This window comes from Mesorhizobium sp. P3_A8, assembly GCF_056402995.1.
Window position 1 is genome coordinate 396,961 of the sequence record NZ_JBFUGI010000004.1, and the last position, 14,827, is coordinate 411,787.

Consider the following 14,827-nt stretch of genomic DNA (forward strand, 5'->3'; position numbering starts at 1 on the left):
CTTTTCCTTTCCTAGACCAACATGCCCATCGGGTTCTCGATCAGCCGCTTGAAGGCGACCAGCAGCTCGGCACCCAGTGCGCCGTCGACGGCACGATGATCGGTCGACAGCGTCACCGACATAACCGTTGCGATCTTGATCTCGCCATTCTTGACCACAGCCCGCTCTTCACCCGCACCGACCGCCAGGATGGTCGCATGCGGCGGGTTGATGACGGCGGCAAAGTCCTTGATGCCGAACATGCCGAGGTTCGACACCGCCGTGGTGCCGCCCTGGTATTCTTCGGGCTTCAGCTTGCGGCTGCGGGCGCGGCTGGCCAGATCCTTCATCTCGTTGGAGATGGTCGACAGCGTCTTTTCGTCCGCATGCCGAATGATCGGCGTGATCAGACCGCCGGGGATCGACACGGCAACGCCGACATCGGCGTGCTTGTGCTTGACCATGGCGCTCTCGGTCCAGGAGGCATTGGCATCCGGCACCGCCTTCAGGGCCAACGCCATCGCCTTGATGACCATGTCGTTGACCGACAGCTTGTAAGCCGGAGCCTCGCCCTTATCGGTCTTCTTCACCGGGGCTGCCGCATTGATCTGCGTGCGCAGCGCCAGCAGCGCGTCGAGCTCACAGTCGAGCGTCAGGTAGAAATGCGGGATGGTGGTCTTGGCCTCGACGAGGCGCCGCGCGATGGTCTTGCGCATATTGTCGTGCGGGACGAGGTCGTAGGAGCCTTGCTCGAACAGCTTCAGCACCTGATCATCCGACATCGCCTTCACGGCGGGAGCGGCAGCAGCAGCCGGCGCACTGGCAGGAGCCTTGGCCGCGGGTGCTGCCTTGGCGCCGCCGCCGGCGATCGCGGCATCGACATCGGCCTTCACTACACGGCCGTGCGGGCCGGTGCCGGTCACGGCGGAAACATCGACGCCGGCGTCCTTGGCGATACGGCGGGCCAGTGGTGAGGCGAAAGTGCGCTCGCCAGCCGCATGACCATTGGCGGCCGGAGCCGCCTCGGCCTTGGGTGCGGCCGCAGCAACAGGCTTCGGTGCCTCGGCCTTTGGCGCCTCAGCCTTGGGAGCTTCAGCCTTCGGAGCCTCGGCTTTTGCCGGCGCGGCGTCGCCGCCGCTCTTCGCCGCAGCACCCGCATCCTCACCCTCGGCGGCAAGCACGGCGATCAGGGCATTGACCTTGACGCCTTCGGTGCCGGCGGGAACGACGAGCTTCGCCACCGTGCCTTCATCGACGGCCTCGACCTCCATCGTCGCCTTGTCGGTCTCGATTTCGGCGATGACATCGCCCGGCGAAACCTTGTCGCCTTCCTTGACCAACCACTTGGAAAGATTGCCCTCTTCCATCGTGGGCGAGAGCGCCGGCATGGTAATGTTGATTGGCATTTTTCCTCCTCAGTTCCGTCCTGTCAGCGAACGGTGCTGGATATTGAACTGATCCGACATTCTGCCGCGATAGCCGTCTTCCAATGCCTGAAGCGTCTCGATTTCAGGGATGCCATCTTGTTCCAGTCTCATCCAGGCTATGTGCATCCCGACATCGGCGAGCACCATGCCCCAGTTGTGAGCATTTGATCCAAAGAGGTCTTGCATCGTGACAACCGCGTCCGAACCAATCCAGACGCGGAGTACTTCATCAAATTCGCTACTCTCGGCTACCGCTGCGGGAACTTCGAGTTCGCGCGCCATCTCGTTAGCCTCGATACGCGACGGCTTTGACCGCCTCGATGACCTCGCCGACATTCGGCAATGCCAGCTTTTCGAGGTTGGCCGCATAAGGCATCGGCACGTCCTTGCCGGCAATGGTGATCACCGGCGCGTCGAGGAAATCGAAAGCGCGCTGCGAGACCTGGTTGGCGATATGGTCGCCGACCGAGCTCTGCGGATAGCCTTCTTCGACCACGACCAGCCGGTTGGTCTTCTTGACCGAAGCGATGATGGTGTCGAGGTCGAGCGGGCGGATGGTCCTGAGGTCGATGATCTCGGCGTCGATGCCCATGCCGCGCAATTCCGCCTCAGCCTTGACCGCGTAGGTCATGCCGATGCCGAACGAAACGATGGTGACGTCCTTGCCCGCCTTGTGGATGCGCGCCTTGCCGATCGGCAGCACGAAATCATCCAGCTTCGGCACGTCGAAGGACTGGCCGTAGAGGATTTCGTTCTCGAGGAAGATGACCGGGTTCGGATCGCGGATCGCTGCCTTGAGCAGGCCCTTGGCGTCGGCGGCCGTGTAAGGCATCACGACTTTCAGGCCCGGAATGTGGCTGTACCAGGCGGCATAGCACTGCGAGTGCTGGGCGGCGACGCGGGCCGCAGCCCCGTTCGGTCCACGGAACACGATCGGTGCGCCCATCTGGCCGCCGGACATATAGAGCGTCTTGGCGGCCGAATTGATGATCTGGTCGATCGCCTGCATGGCGAAGTTAAAGGTCATGAATTCGACGATCGGCTTCAGCCCGGCCATCGCCGCACCGACGCCGACACCGGCAAAACCGTGCTCGGTGATCGGCGTGTCGACGACACGCCGAGGTCCGAATTCCTGCAACAGGCCCTGCGTGATCTTGTAGGCGCCCTGATATTCGGCGACCTCCTCGCCCATGACGAAGACATCGCCGTCGCGGCGCATTTCCTCGGCCATGGCATCGCGCAGCGCTTCGCGCACCGTGGTCGAGACCATCTCGGTGCCAGCCGGAATGTCCGGATCGGCGGCGATTTCCGTTTTCGGAGCAGCTGCGACAGGAGCCGGCTTAGCCGCCGGAGTGGCGTCTTCAGCCGCGGCCGGGGCTTCCGCCTTTGCCGACGCTTCTGCCTTCGCGGGCGCCGCAGCCTTGCCGGCATCGGCGGCACTTTCGCCTTCCTGCAGCAAGATGGCGATCACCGCGTTGACCTTGACGCCTTCGGTACCGGCAGGCACCACGATCTTGCCAATCGTGCCTTCATCGACGGCTTCGACTTCCATCGTCGCCTTGTCGGTTTCGATCTCGGCGAGAACATCGCCGGCGACGACCTTGTCGCCTTCGTTCTTCAACCACTTGGAAAGATTGCCCTCTTCCATGGTCGGCGAGAGAGCGGGCATGAGAATTTCGATCGGCATGTTCCTCGCCCTCCCTTACAATACGATATCGGTCCAGAGCTCGGACGGATCCGGCTCTGCATCGTTCTGGGCAAACTCGGCGGCATCGGCGACGATGTCGCGCACCTCCTTGTCGATGGTCTTCAGTTCGTCCTCGGTCGCCCACTTCTTCTGCGTCAACCGCGCCTTGACCTGTTCGATCGGGTCATGGTCGGAGCGCATCTTCTGCACTTCTTCCTTCGAGCGGTATTTCGCCGGGTCGGACATCGAGTGACCGCGATAGCGATAGGTCTGCATTTCGAGAATGATCGGCCCGTTGCCCGCGCGGCACCATTCGGTGGCAAGATCGGCAGCCGCCTTGACCGCGCGCACATCCATGCCGTCGACCTGGATGCCGGGAATCTTGAACGAGGCGCCGCGATGCGAAAAATTGGTTTCCGCCGACGAGCGCGATACCGAGGTGCCCATGGCGTAGCGGTTGTTCTCGATGATGTAGATCACCGGCAGCTTCCATAGCGAGGCCATGTTGAAGCTTTCATAGACCTGGCCCTGGTTGGCGGCGCCATCGCCGAAATAGGTCAGCGAGACATTGTTGTTGTCACGGTAGCGGTTGGCGAAGGCCAAGCCCGTGCCGAGCGACACCTGCGCGCCGACAATGCCGTGGCCGCCGTAAAAATGCTTCTCCTTGGAGAACATGTGCATGGAGCCGCCCTTGCCCCTCGACAGGCCGCCGCGGCGTCCGGTCAGTTCGGCCATCACGCCGCGCGGAGAAAGCTCCATCGCCAGCATATGACCATGGTCGCGATAGGCTGTTATCATCTGGTCGCCGTCGATCAGCGCCATCTTCATGCCGGTGACGACTGCTTCCTGGCCGATATAGAGATGGCAGAAGCCGCCGATAAAGCCCATGCCGTAGAGCTGGCCGGCCTTTTCCTCGAAGCGACGGATAAGCAGCATATGCCGGTAGGCGGCAAGCTCTTCGTCCTTGGTGAATTCAGTAGGCTTGGGCGCGGAAAGCCCTGATTTGCCGTCGGATTTCGATTTGGCAGGCGCTTTTCTGGCTGCGGTGGCCATGCATCACTCCCTGTTGCGTCTCTTTGCGGACATTAGGGCAGAATGAAATCTGCCCTGGGAAGATCAGCTCTCCCCACCGATTTATGCAAGGCTAACACGCGTCAGAGCGTTGCGCCATGACGAATTTGCATAGCTGGCATGCGCCTAAGCGATTAAAATCATTGAAAATATTGGCGATTAACTGAAAGTCAGTTATTTCGCAGAAGCCGGCAACATGATTGTGATTTCATCAGCCTGGGACAGATTGAGCGCCCTGCGCGCCTGCTCGTCGAGCATGTCCTTCTCCAGCGTACCGTCATGCATGAGCCGGACGCGCCGTTCGAGCTCCATCCGGCGCGCCTTGACGGCATCGAGCTGGGCCTGCAGCGCAACCGTCTGGGCTTCCAGCTGATATTTCGAATTGATGCCGAATTCGCCGTGATAGGCGTGAAAGCCGAAATAGGCCAGGAACAGGACGCAAAGCGAGGGAATGATCAGCCGCCCGGTGTTTCTCTGCTTGTGCTGACGCGTCCACATGACCGATTCCCCATGGCCGCAAACTCAAACGACCCGGACCCTTTTTCACCTCATTGTGCTTAACGGACGGTTACGGAGACTGGCCCTCGCGACCCGCGAAATGAAAAAGGGCGGGAATGATCCCGCCCTTCGCACAATGTCCGAGTAGGTATTTCGGATCAGCCCTTGATCGCCGACTTGCCGGCGTAGCGTGCCTGCTTGCCGAGTTCTTCCTCGATGCGGATCAGCTGGTTGTACTTGGCCATGCGGTCGGAGCGCGACAGCGAACCGGTCTTGATCTGCCCGCAATTGGTGGCGACGGCGAGATCGGCGATGGTCGAATCCTCGGTTTCGCCCGAACGGTGCGACATGACGGCGGTGTAGCCGGCCTTGTGCGCGGTCTCGACGGCGTCGAGCGTTTCGGTCAGCGAGCCGATCTGGTTGACCTTGACCAGGATCGAATTGGCAACGCCCATGCGGATGCCGTCGCGCAGCCGCGCCGTGTTGGTGACGAACAGGTCGTCGCCAACCAGCTGGGTCTTCTTGCCGATCAGGTCGGTCAGGTACTTCCAGCCTTCCCAGTCGTCCTCGGCGAGGCCGTCCTCGATCGAGATGATCGGATAGTCGGCCGCGAGCTTGGCGAGGTACTTGGCCTGCGCCTTGGGATCACGCGTCTTCTTCTCGCCTTCATAGACATAATTGCCGTCCTTGAAGAACTCGGTCGCGGCGCAATCGAGGCCGAGCGCGATCTCCTCGCCCGGCTTGAAGCCGGCCTTTTCGATTGATTCCATGATGAAATCGAGCGCCACCGGTGCGCTCTTCAGGTTCGGGGCAAAGCCGCCCTCGTCGCCGACATTGGTGTTGTGGCCGGCATCCTTCAGCTTCTTGCGCAGCGTGTGGAAGATTTCCGAACCCCAGCGCACGGCTTCGCGCAGCGTTGGCGCGCCGACCGGCAGGATCATGAATTCCTGGAAGTCGATCGGGTTGTCGGCATGGGCGCCGCCATTGATGATGTTCATCATCGGCACCGGCAGGATGTGCGCCTTGGTGCCGCCGACATAACGATAGAGCGGCAGGCCAGAGGCATCCGCCGCGGCCTTGGCCACCGCCAGCGAAACGCCGAGAATGGCGTTGGCGCCGAGCCGGCTCTTGTTGGGCGTGCCGTCGAGTTCGATCATCGTCTGGTCGATATGGATCTGGTTTTCGGCTTCCATGCCGCCGATCGCCTCGAACAGTTCGCCATTGACCGCCTCGATGGCCTTGAGCACGCCCTTGCCGAGATAGCGGGCGCCGCCGTCGCGAAGCTCGACGGCTTCGTGGGCGCCGGTCGAGGCGCCCGACGGCACCGCGGCGCGGCCCATCGAGCCGTCTTCGAGCACGACATCGACCTCGACGGTCGGGTTTCCACGGCTGTCCAGGATTTCACGTCCGACAATGTCGATGATGGCGGTCATTGCGATGTCCCCGATTGATCTGACGAAAGGTCGCGCCCGTCTTAGCCAAAGCGACGCAAAAGGCAATCCGGCCATGGCCGAATAGTGCCGGCGGCCCGATTCACGAAGCGCAAATTTCTGTCATCATAAGTCATGCCACTCGGACACGCGTTCCGGGTTATGGCTATTGCCGCGCGGGGCGAAACAGGAGGAGTTTCGCCATGTCCGAGTTGAGCGGTATCGTGAGTTTGTTCCTGATCGCGGCGGCGTTCCTGACGTCGTGCGATACTCAGCAATCGCCACCGAAGGCTTTCGCGCCTTTGCCGGCCTTGCACATCAGCGAATAGCATTGCCTTGAATCAAAAGGGCCTCGTCGAAACGAGGCCCTTCTTTTTGTAGTCGCGTCAGTGCCAGTAGGGCGTGACCTTGTAATATTCATAGGACGCGTCACGCGCGGTCTCGCCGTCCGCGCCGGCCAGTTCGTTGATCGAATAAGCAGGCGCTGCCTTCAGCTGCTCCTTCGAGAAGGGCACGACATAGCCGCCCTTGTCCTCGTCATAATCGAGACTTGCCCATGGAACGGCGTGATACTTCTCGCCGATGCCGAGAAAGCCGCCAAAGCCGATCACCGCGAACATGATGCCGTTAGACGTCTTGTCGAGCATGATGTCCTCGATGCTGCCGATGCTATCGCCTTCGGTGTTGTAGACCGACGTACCGATGACGCGCGAAGCTGCAATGGCTTCGGTGTGACCTGTCTGAGTTGTCATGATCTGCTCCTCGTTGTCGTTGAACTCTGCTTTGACAATGAGGTGCGGGATCGAAAGTTCCCGACTTTTTCGATGGCAGAAGGTCATTCCGCCAGGATGAAGGTGACCTTCATGTTGACGCGATAGGCCGCGATCTTGCCGTCCTCGACGACGATCTTCTGATCCTGGATCCAGGCGCCTTCGACGTTCTTCAGGGTCTTCGATGCGCGCATGATTCCCTTTTCGATGGCGTCCTGAAAGCTCTTCTTCGACGACGAGGTGATTTCGGTGACGCGGGCGACGGACATGGCTTCCTCCTGCCAAAAAGCTCATTTGCCGGCCAAGCGTACAGCCGGTCTATGGCTTCCACAAGCGCGGCCCCGCCGGGGCCATTGTCATGCCGCCGTCCAGCGTGGCATTGAGAGAGCGTCCGGTCGTTTTGTGAGGCGGCAATGGCCCGAAGGCGCAGTCAGCAGCCAGCAGCGGCGCAGCCGCCGGCACCTGTGGTCGATGCCAATGCCGCGAATGCGTCCAGCGGCTACTTCTTTGCCGGCGCCATGGTGCTGATCGCCGTCCTGATCCCCTGGTATTTCGAGCTGCCCCTCAACTTCAACGTTAACGACCGCGAATTCAATCCACTGGTCTTCGTCCCGGTCGTGTTTGCCGTCATCGGGCTCTACGCATTGCTGAAGGCGATGCGTGACACATTGCGCGTGCGCAAGTTCGGCGCAACGACGCTGGAGGCGGGGCCGGCAAAACCCGGCGGACGCTTCGAAGGCCGGCTGCGGTCGAGCCGCGATCTGGCTCCTTCCGGTGACTATGTCGTCAAATTGCGATGTATCAGAACCTACCGCGTCGGCGGACCGGCCGTGAATACGACCGCGGGGGACAAATCGACCTACAAGGAAGAGCTCAGATACGAGGAAAGCTCGCCGTGCCGCGTGGTTCCGTGCAGTCGAGCGTGGGCATCCCCTTCGCCTTTGCAATCCCGGCCGATGCCCTGCCCGCGAACGGCCCGCCGGTTTACGAGCGCCAGCATGGCAATGTGCGCTGGATCCTGACCGTCACCGCGCCGATGCCGGGCGTCGACTATTATGCGGTCTTCGCGATCGACGTGAGGCGGTCATGAAGCGGTCAGGCCAGAACAACTGACATGCAGGCGCTTGCAGCGTTCCTCAGGGCGCTTTAGCGGCCCTTGGCAATGCGATCGAATGCCATCAGCCTCTCGAGCAGAGCCGGCATATCCTTCAGCGGCAGCATGTTCGGGCCATCGGAAGACGTTGAATTGTCCGGATCCTGATGGGTCTCGATGAACACGCCGGCGACACCGACAGCGACAGCCGCGCGGGCCAAGGTCTCGACAAAGCGCCGCTCGCCACCCGAGGAACCGCCCTGCCCGCCCGGCTGCTGCACCGAATGCGTGGCGTCGAAGATCACCGGCGCGCCGATTTCCGCCATAACAGGCAGCGCGCGCATGTCCGACACCAGCGTGTTGTAGCCGAAGGATGCGCCACGCTCGGTGGTCAAGACATTGGCGTTGCCGGACCCGGTGATCTTGGCGACCACGTTCTTCATGTCCCAGGGTGCGAGGAACTGCCCTTTTTTCACGTTGATCACCTTGCCCGTTTTCGCGGCGGCAACCAGCATATCGGTCTGGCGCGACAGGAAGGCCGGAATCTGCAGCACATCGACATGCGGCGCGACGATCGCGCATTGTTCTTCAGTGTGGACGTCGGTCAGAATGGGAAGCGAAAATTCCTTGCGCAGTTCGTCGAAGACCGGAAGTGCCGCATCCATGCCGGCGCCGCGCGTTGCCGACAGCGAGGTGCGATTGGCCTTGTCGTAGCTCGTCTTGTAGACGAGGCCGATGCCGAGCTTGCCGGTCAGTTCCTTCAGCGCGCCGGCCATGTCGAAGGCATGCTGGCGCGATTCGAACTGGCACGGGCCGGCGATCAGCGCCAAAGCCGCATTGTTGTCGAACACGACATTGCCGACAGTTACGGCCGAATTGGGCATCAGGGGCTTGTTCATGGGATCTCCCGGAAGATGAAAGCCGCGCCCTGTCCGGATGCCGGCTGCACGACAATGTCATTGCCCGCTATATCGTGCTGGATGGAATTGGCTGCAAGCAGCCGTGATGTGACATCGATGCTTCGGACGGCAAAGACGATCGCCGCGAAGCGAAGTTTCGTCGATGACCCGGCCGGAATGCCAAAGCGGGCGGTGAAGGATTTGGGATCAAGCACGCTCAAGGTTGCATTCGGCAGGAGAAACGCCTCGCCGTCGGCGGCAGGATCGTTCACCGCCACCGAGATCAGCCTGATCTGTTCGGCAGGCTGGTCGCTGACCGCCACCACCTCCACAATGCCCGTGGCGCCATTGGCGTGGGTCTGCAAAGCCGTACGGTCCACTTTCGGTGCGTTGATCCGCTGGCAGGCGAAGAGGAACGCATCAGTTGCGCCGCCGGCCGAGGCGAAGGCCAGTTTGAACGACGCCAGGTCGCTTTTGCCCGCCGTGTCGGTGAAAGCGCGCGAAAAGCTCAGCGTGTCTCCTGCCGACAGGCCGGCCTCGACATAGCGCGCATGATCGGTGTCGGCATTGTCCGTGCCGAGAACGACCGCGGAAAATCCCTCATCGCCGCGGCTTTCGCGATAGAGGCGGTCGCGCGCGACGAAGACATTCCCCTCGGCGCTGGCCTTGATCGCTGCCTGTTCATTACCGATTGCGAGCGGCTCCAGATAAGTGCCGTCGGCGAGGAAAACGCAGCAGTTTTCCGTTCCAAAGGGATGGATGCCGGTCGGGGCAACGACGAAGCCAAGCGAAGTGAGCCGGGCTCGCGCCACATCGAGGTTCTGCGTCGGCAGCACCAGATGATCGAGCGGATGAATGCCAGCTGCTGTTGTTTTGGTCATTGAGGCGCGATGTGCATCATTCCGCAACACGGTTCAAGACGTGATTGCGATCCTCGCCGCCAGCGGCGGCGCACTGCCACCAGAAATGGTCGCGCGTTTTCTCTTCTGCCGCCGCGGGATTTGACGTAACAATATCCCCCGCATGGGGGATGCTGCGAATTCCGTCTTGGACGATTGTCACGGCGTCGCGATTCGACGTCGAATGGCGCTCACTGCCCTGCGTGCATGGCTGGAACGACGGATGACGGGCAACAGCATGCTCAGGATCTTGCGGATCACGCCGCATTTCTACCGACCCGGCAACTGGCCGGTTGCGTTCGATCCGGTCGGTGGATTGCAGAACCAGACATGGACGATCGCGCAAGGCATGGACAAGGCCGGCGCAAGCCAGACGATCCTGACCAGTTATATTCCCGGCAGCCCGAGGCACGTGCAACTATCCCCAGCGATGCGGGTCAAATGCACAGGTTTCTGGCTGCCCGCGTTCCTCGCCGGCCCAATGCTCTGCTTCAGCTGGTTTCTGGGCGCGATACCGGAGCTGCTTCGCGCCCGGGGTCGCTACGATGTCGTCCACATCCATTTCAACCATTCGATCTGGTGCAGGATCATCGCCATCATTGTCGGCAGACTGAAGATACCGCTTGTCGTTTCGATGAACACGCCTTTGTGGTCCGGGTTTCGGGATGCGCTCCGGCTCGAGGGCAAACCATATGACGTCACTCGCTGGATCGAACGGATGGCCTTGAAGTCGGCAACCCGGGTGGTTGCGCTGACCGAGTCATATGGCCGGAGCGCGGCGGGCGCGTTGGGGTTTCATGCCTCGCGCGTCGACGTGATCCCCGACGCCGTCGACCTTGAAGCTTTCCAGCGCCCGATCGCTCCAGAGGCGCTTCGGGTCTTTCGCGGCGATCACGGCATCCCGGACAGGCGACCAATCGTCAGTTTTATCGGCCGTATCAGTGCAGAAAAGGGTTGGCAGGATTTGCCCGCTCTTGTCGAGCGCCTGTCCGAAAAAGGCGTGTTCCTTCTCATCTGCGGAGATGGCCCCGATCGAGGCAAGCTTGAAGCGGCGCTCGCCGCGATCTCGCGACAGGGTTGGTGGACCATCACCGGATTTGTCTCACCGGCCGAGGTCAAGAAGGCGCTCAAGATATCCGACCTCATGATCCTGCCCTCAAGACGTGAAGCGTTCGGCAGCGTCCTGCTCGAAGCGATGGCAGCCGGCGTGCCGACGGTTGCCTATGCCGTCGGCGGCGTAACTGACGTGGCCGGTCGTCCGGAAGCATTGGCGCTCGTGCCCGAAGGACGAAGCGAAGAGCTTGTCGAGCGAACGCTTCAGATGCTTGCCGACGGCCGCGCACGCGAAATGCTCGTTGCAAGAGGGCGCCGGCGCGTACGAGATTTCTCGCTGGATCGCGCGGTCACACTGAACCTTGCCCTCTATGCGTCGGTTCTCACGAGTTCGAAGACCGGGTCGCGCTCCTCGAAAAGAATTCTGGCGCTGCAGGAGGACGGCGGTTCGCCGGACGGCGCTTGATTAATTTCGTCACCACGCGCAGCCACGCCTATACCGTTCGGCACCTGGTTCATCAGTTGGGCAATGCACGCCACTGGAGCTACGAGCGCCTCTTCCGGCAGAGGGAACTGCGCTCCGGCACCTGGGTCTTTACGGATCATGAGCGGCTTTCGAACTTCGAGATCACACTCGCTGCCAGGGTCGCCAACCGGCTCGAAGACGGCGGCGCCCGCATTCTCAACCATCCCGCCCATGTGCTTGGCCGCCATGATCTGCTGAAAGCCTTGAATGCGGCGGGTATCAACCGCTTCTCGGCATGGCGTTGCGAAAGCCGGCCACGCCCGAACTCCTTTCCCGTCTTCATCCGCAACGAGTTCGACCACCTCTCGGCCGGGCTCGAGTTGATCGCGGACCAGCCGGCGCTTGAGGCAACACTGAGCCGGATGAAGGTCAACGGCATACCGCTGGCCGGCAAGCTGGTGATCGAATATGCCGGACAGGAGGTCAGCCCCGGCGTCTGGCAGCGCTTTGCCACCTACCGCGTCGGCCATCGGCTGATCGCCCATCACAATGCCGTCGATTTCCGTTGGGCGGCCAAGGACGTGCAGGACAAACAGAGACTCCTCGCCCATCCGAAGCTGGAGACATTCCTCGAAAACGAGCGCCGCTTTGTCGAAGGCAATCTGTATGAAGACGTGCTGCGCCGGGCTTTCGACCTTGCCGGCATCGATTACGGGCGTGCCGATTTCTCGCTGGTCGACGGGCATCCGCAGATCTTTGAGATCAACACCAATCCGGCGCACGGTTCCCACAGCACGATCTATAAGGAAACACTCCCCCAACGGGTCGAAACCCAGAGACTTTCGGAGGACCGACTGTACGCCGCCTTGCGCGCCGTCGACTTGCCGGTTGGACCCCGCATCGGCCTCGACGATCCCGCGCTTCTCCCGCAACAGGCGTTCAGACGTCTTTTCACGGGGCTGAAACGTGCTTGACCTCGCCGCACCGGAGCATCCGCTTTCCAAACGGCCGATCCTGCTTGAGGCGACCGATCGCTTCGATTTCGGTTCCGAGGCGTATCGACGGCTGTATGCCAGCGCATCGGCATCGGCCTTCCAGCATCCCGACTGGCTTTCGGCCTTCTATCGCAACATCGCTCCGGCCCATGATGTCGAGCCGCTGGTGGTCATAGGCCGGGACCACGAGGGCGACCCGCAGCTGCTGGTTCCCCTGGTCCGCCGCAAGAGCGGTGATGGTGTGGGGTCGATCGAGTATGCCTTTTTGGGCGTCACCGATTATGCCTGCCCTGTCGTGGCCAGAGGCATAGGGTTTGGCGCGCAAACCGCGCGGCATTTTCGCGATGTCGTTGGGCTTCATGCGGATTTGCGAATCGGACCTGTCCACCATAGCCATCTGCATCAATGGCGTTCTCTGCTGGGGGTCGAGCCTTCCCCGCTCGACTTCGGCGCGCACGCCGTGCGCTACGGCAATCCCTATGCTGAATGGCGCAGGGCGAATCTCGGTTGCCGGGACGCCGCCAGACTTGACCGGAAGGCGCACAGGCTTGCCGAGGCTGGTGGGCTGACGCTGGAATTGGTCGACCCGGACGGTGTGCGTCAGGCCATGGTTGCCGCGCGCGACTTCCGCGCCGGTCGCTTTCCCGACGATCCGCTGCAGACGGCGCATGGTCTCGAATTCTACATCGATGTCGCCACCAACGGCGCACGCTCCGGGCTTGCAAGAACCTGGCGCCTCGCCTCCAGGGATGGTCCGGTTGCCTTTGTCTTCGGCTTGGTCGACGGCGACTGCTTCCGCTACATTCTGCTGGCCTGCAACTACGTCTCCCACGCCCGTCATTCCCCCGGTCGCGTAGCGCTCGACCGGGTCATGGCGGCCTGGGCTGCCGAGGGCGGCACAGCCTTCGATTTCACCATCGGCGACGAACCCTTCAAGGCCGACTTCGGCTGCATCCGCACCACCATGCACGAGTTTCGCCTGTGACAGTCCTTCCAGCATCCTTTCCCAGGGAAATCGGGCGCGCAGTCACGCCGCGCCTTGCCGTCGTGGTTCCAGCGAAAAACCGCCGCGAAAGCCTGCCACGCACGCTGGCGTCCGTCCTCGGCAGCCTCCGAATGGATATCGAGGTGGTGGTGATAGACGACGGGTCGGCGGACGGGACCGACAGCTATCTGGCCTCGCTCGACGATGTGCGCCTGAAATGGCGCCGCATGCCGTTGCCGGCCGGCGCCAACAAGGCCCGCAATGAAGGTGCGGCCCTGTCCACCGCGCCGCTCATCGCCTTTCTCGATTCGGACGACGCCTTCCGCCCCGGACGGTTGGACCGGCTGATCGCCTTCTTCGATGAGAACCCCGATATCGACTGCAGCATAGACGGCTTCAGCGACATTTCGGACAGCGGTGAACGCATCCACCGCTTGCCTGGCATGACGCCCGGTGGAGAGAAACTGCGGCAGCTCCTGCTCTGCCATTGCATTCCATTGACCAATTCGACCGTCACGGTTCGCCGCACGGCTTTTGACGCGATCGGCGGCTATGATCCGGACCTGCGCCGACATCAGGATCGTGAGTTGCTGCTGCGGTTGGCGAGGCGGCATCGCATCGCCTTCGGCACCGCCACCGACGTGTGGAAATACCGATCGGCGAACTCGATCTCGCGCAACCATGCCGGCTATATCAAGGGTCTGGACGATTTCGTCGGCCGCTGTCCCGATTATCGATCAATCGGCTATGGGTCGATCCTCAGCTACCTGACGGTGCGCGGCACGCTGAAAGCGGCGGCGCAGGGCCATTTCGGCGTCGCGCTGGCCGAGTTGAAGGCCTGGCGGCAGGCCAACCATCTGCCTGGCGGCCTCCACGTGCTGCCGGGCTATTTCATGGGGCGTCGAAAACGGCACATGCTAGAGCAGGCGCTCGGTCAGCAACCGCAGGCGCTGGATCAGCTGCCTCAGGCGCTGGATCAGCTGCCTGCCACCACATCGGCGGAATAGCGCAGTTCGCGCAATGGTTTGACCTTGCTGGTGGTCTGCGCATAAAGCGGATGCGCCTTGTAGGCGGCCAGTGCCGCGTCATCGGCGAACTCGGCGTAGACGACGACATCAACTTCATCCGACAGCGGGTCGACCTTGGTGTTCAAAGTGACCTCGAAGAGACTGGAATGCGGAATGTTGCCGAGCGCCAGCAGCCCGGTGCGCACCGCCTCCACATCCTCCTTGCGCCGCGCGCTGAAGAAAACGATATGCCGGATCAATCCCGCCTCCTCGATCTGAATGTCGGGGTCTTTAGTGACGGCGGTCCCCTCGCGTCAACCGTTCATGGCGCCACGCGTCCTTGCGACGCGCCCCGGATGGGGCCGGACCTCATCTCGCAACGAAGACCTCGCAGAAGCGCCGGGCTGCTATCTCTGAAGGGGATATTATGCCTTGCCGGTGACGTAGCGCACGGCATGGGAGAGCTCCCTGACCGATATGTCGAGATACCGGCCCTGATTGTAGAGGCCGTCCCAGATCAGGAAGAACGCGATGGCGGCAATGACGACTACATAACGCATGGCTAAAG

At 61.9% G+C, this 14,827-nt stretch carries 18 protein-coding genes; 6 read left to right on the forward strand and 12 right to left on the reverse strand.

Translation table 11 applies throughout. The features are described from left to right. Positions 1 to 11: 11 nt before the first annotated feature. The 6 genes from AC1DX4_RS12665 to eno all read right to left on the reverse strand — a co-directional run bounded on the left by AC1DX4_RS12665 (position 12) and on the right by eno (position 6,095). Positions 12 to 1,385: a pyruvate dehydrogenase complex dihydrolipoamide acetyltransferase gene (locus AC1DX4_RS12665; RefSeq protein WP_477220632.1), complete on the reverse strand. Its 1,374-nt coding sequence runs from the start codon at positions 1,383 to 1,385 to the stop codon at positions 12 to 14. 9 nt (positions 1,386 to 1,394) lie between these two features. Further along, a complete protein-coding gene (locus AC1DX4_RS12670; RefSeq protein ID WP_477220633.1) occupies positions 1,395 to 1,688 on the reverse strand; it encodes a DUF5076 domain-containing protein in 294 nt (97 codons plus the stop codon). Positions 1,689 to 1,692: 4 nt separating this feature from the next. Next, positions 1,693 to 3,093, reverse strand: coding sequence for a pyruvate dehydrogenase complex E1 component subunit beta (locus tag AC1DX4_RS12675; RefSeq protein WP_477220634.1), 1,401 nt, complete (start codon positions 3,091 to 3,093; stop codon positions 1,693 to 1,695). A gap of 15 nt (positions 3,094 to 3,108) precedes the next feature. After that, positions 3,109 to 4,146 carry a pyruvate dehydrogenase (acetyl-transferring) E1 component subunit alpha gene (gene pdhA / locus AC1DX4_RS12680; RefSeq protein ID WP_477220635.1) on the reverse strand — a complete coding sequence of 346 codons (1,038 nt, stop codon included), beginning with the start codon at positions 4,144 to 4,146 and terminating at the stop codon, positions 3,109 to 3,111. Between the two features lie 192 nt (positions 4,147 to 4,338). Next, positions 4,339 to 4,662: an FtsB family cell division protein gene (locus AC1DX4_RS12685; RefSeq protein WP_477220636.1), complete on the reverse strand. Its 324-nt coding sequence runs from the start codon at positions 4,660 to 4,662 to the stop codon at positions 4,339 to 4,341. A 158-nt stretch (positions 4,663 to 4,820) separates the two neighbouring features. Continuing rightward, positions 4,821 to 6,095: a phosphopyruvate hydratase gene (eno, locus tag AC1DX4_RS12690; protein ID WP_477220637.1), complete on the reverse strand. Its 1,275-nt coding sequence runs from the start codon at positions 6,093 to 6,095 to the stop codon at positions 4,821 to 4,823. A gap of 200 nt (positions 6,096 to 6,295) precedes the next feature. On the opposite strand from eno, the gene AC1DX4_RS12695 reads away from it, so the two are divergent. Beyond that, positions 6,296 to 6,421 (forward strand): hypothetical protein, encoded by a 126-nt coding sequence (locus AC1DX4_RS12695; protein ID WP_477220638.1) that lies wholly within the window; start codon positions 6,296 to 6,298, stop codon positions 6,419 to 6,421. A gap of 57 nt (positions 6,422 to 6,478) precedes the next feature. Here the strand turns inward: AC1DX4_RS12695 and AC1DX4_RS12700 are convergent, their stop codons facing one another. Next, positions 6,479 to 6,844 carry a PRC-barrel domain-containing protein gene (locus AC1DX4_RS12700; RefSeq protein WP_477220639.1) on the reverse strand — a complete coding sequence of 122 codons (366 nt, stop codon included), beginning with the start codon at positions 6,842 to 6,844 and terminating at the stop codon, positions 6,479 to 6,481. Positions 6,845 to 6,927: 83 nt separating this feature from the next. Next, the gene (locus AC1DX4_RS12705) at positions 6,928 to 7,131 is read right to left on the reverse strand and encodes a dodecin family protein (protein ID WP_195174839.1); all 204 of its coding nucleotides are present in this window, start codon (positions 7,129 to 7,131) and stop codon (positions 6,928 to 6,930) included. A 195-nt stretch (positions 7,132 to 7,326) separates the two neighbouring features. Between AC1DX4_RS12705 and AC1DX4_RS12710 the strand changes: the two genes are divergently transcribed. Further along, the gene (locus AC1DX4_RS12710; RefSeq protein WP_477220640.1) at positions 7,327 to 7,884 is read left to right on the forward strand and encodes a hypothetical protein; all 558 of its coding nucleotides are present in this window, start codon (positions 7,327 to 7,329) and stop codon (positions 7,882 to 7,884) included. Between the two features lie 124 nt (positions 7,885 to 8,008). Here the strand turns inward: AC1DX4_RS12710 and kdsA are convergent, their stop codons facing one another. Both kdsA and AC1DX4_RS12720 read right to left on the reverse strand, forming a co-directional pair. After that, positions 8,009 to 8,854: a 3-deoxy-8-phosphooctulonate synthase gene (gene kdsA / locus AC1DX4_RS12715; RefSeq protein WP_477220641.1), complete on the reverse strand. Its 846-nt coding sequence runs from the start codon at positions 8,852 to 8,854 to the stop codon at positions 8,009 to 8,011. After that, positions 8,851 to 9,735 (reverse strand): VOC family protein, encoded by an 885-nt coding sequence (locus AC1DX4_RS12720; RefSeq protein WP_477220642.1) that lies wholly within the window; start codon positions 9,733 to 9,735, stop codon positions 8,851 to 8,853. The genes kdsA and AC1DX4_RS12720 overlap by 4 nt, the downstream gene beginning before the upstream one ends. Before the next feature lie 202 nt (positions 9,736 to 9,937). On the opposite strand from AC1DX4_RS12720, the gene AC1DX4_RS12725 reads away from it, so the two are divergent. Genes AC1DX4_RS12725 through AC1DX4_RS12740 form a run of 4 tightly spaced genes read left to right on the forward strand, consistent with a single transcriptional unit; the run spans position 9,938 to position 14,259 of the window. Then, the gene (locus tag AC1DX4_RS12725; RefSeq protein WP_477220643.1) at positions 9,938 to 11,272 is read left to right on the forward strand and encodes a glycosyltransferase family 4 protein; all 1,335 of its coding nucleotides are present in this window, start codon (positions 9,938 to 9,940) and stop codon (positions 11,270 to 11,272) included. Further along, a complete protein-coding gene (locus AC1DX4_RS12730; RefSeq protein ID WP_477220644.1) occupies positions 11,269 to 12,246 on the forward strand; it encodes a hypothetical protein in 978 nt (325 codons plus the stop codon). Before AC1DX4_RS12725 ends, AC1DX4_RS12730 begins: the two co-directional genes overlap by 4 nt. Then, entirely contained in the window at positions 12,239 to 13,252 is a 1,014-nt protein-coding gene (locus tag AC1DX4_RS12735) for a GNAT family N-acetyltransferase (RefSeq protein WP_477220645.1), read from the forward strand. The genes AC1DX4_RS12730 and AC1DX4_RS12735 overlap by 8 nt, the downstream gene beginning before the upstream one ends. Next, positions 13,249 to 14,259, forward strand: coding sequence for a glycosyltransferase family 2 protein (locus AC1DX4_RS12740; RefSeq protein WP_477220646.1), 1,011 nt, complete (start codon positions 13,249 to 13,251; stop codon positions 14,257 to 14,259). Before AC1DX4_RS12735 ends, AC1DX4_RS12740 begins: the two co-directional genes overlap by 4 nt. Here the strand turns inward: AC1DX4_RS12740 and AC1DX4_RS12745 are convergent. After that, a complete protein-coding gene (locus AC1DX4_RS12745; RefSeq protein ID WP_477220647.1) occupies positions 14,229 to 14,519 on the reverse strand; it encodes a Dabb family protein in 291 nt (96 codons plus the stop codon). The genes AC1DX4_RS12740 and AC1DX4_RS12745 overlap by 31 nt on opposite strands. A 165-nt stretch (positions 14,520 to 14,684) precedes the next feature. After that, positions 14,685 to 14,819 (reverse strand): hypothetical protein, encoded by a 135-nt coding sequence (locus AC1DX4_RS12750; protein WP_258583856.1) that lies wholly within the window; start codon positions 14,817 to 14,819, stop codon positions 14,685 to 14,687. Positions 14,820 to 14,827: the final 8 nt, after the last annotated feature.

Excerpts from the sequence above, each read along its gene's own strand:
- kdsA (WP_477220641.1), bottom strand. The coding sequence starts at position 8,854 with ATGAACAAGCCCCTGATGCCCAATTCGGCCGTAACTGTCGGCAATGTC.
- AC1DX4_RS12705 (WP_195174839.1), bottom strand. The coding sequence starts at position 7,131 with ATGTCCGTCGCCCGCGTCACCGAAATCACCTCGTCGTCGAAGAAGAGC.
- AC1DX4_RS12695 (WP_477220638.1), top strand. The coding sequence starts at position 6,296 with ATGTCCGAGTTGAGCGGTATCGTGAGTTTGTTCCTGATCGCGGCGGCG.
- AC1DX4_RS12750 (WP_258583856.1), bottom strand. The coding sequence starts at position 14,819 with ATGCGTTATGTAGTCGTCATTGCCGCCATCGCGTTCTTCCTGATCTGG.
- AC1DX4_RS12670 (WP_477220633.1), bottom strand. The coding sequence starts at position 1,688 with ATGGCGCGCGAACTCGAAGTTCCCGCAGCGGTAGCCGAGAGTAGCGAA.
- pdhA (WP_477220635.1), bottom strand. The coding sequence starts at position 4,146 with ATGGCCACCGCAGCCAGAAAAGCGCCTGCCAAATCGAAATCCGACGGC.
- AC1DX4_RS12725 (WP_477220643.1), top strand. The coding sequence starts at position 9,938 with ATGGCGCTCACTGCCCTGCGTGCATGGCTGGAACGACGGATGACGGGC.
- AC1DX4_RS12720 (WP_477220642.1), bottom strand. The coding sequence starts at position 9,735 with ATGACCAAAACAACAGCAGCTGGCATTCATCCGCTCGATCATCTGGTG.
- eno (WP_477220637.1), bottom strand. The coding sequence starts at position 6,095 with ATGACCGCCATCATCGACATTGTCGGACGTGAAATCCTGGACAGCCGT.
- AC1DX4_RS12700 (WP_477220639.1), bottom strand. The coding sequence starts at position 6,844 with ATGACAACTCAGACAGGTCACACCGAAGCCATTGCAGCTTCGCGCGTC.
- AC1DX4_RS12675 (WP_477220634.1), bottom strand. The coding sequence starts at position 3,093 with ATGCCGATCGAAATTCTCATGCCCGCTCTCTCGCCGACCATGGAAGAG.
- AC1DX4_RS12685 (WP_477220636.1), bottom strand. The coding sequence starts at position 4,662 with ATGTGGACGCGTCAGCACAAGCAGAGAAACACCGGGCGGCTGATCATT.
- AC1DX4_RS12665 (WP_477220632.1), bottom strand. The coding sequence starts at position 1,385 with ATGCCAATCAACATTACCATGCCGGCGCTCTCGCCCACGATGGAAGAG.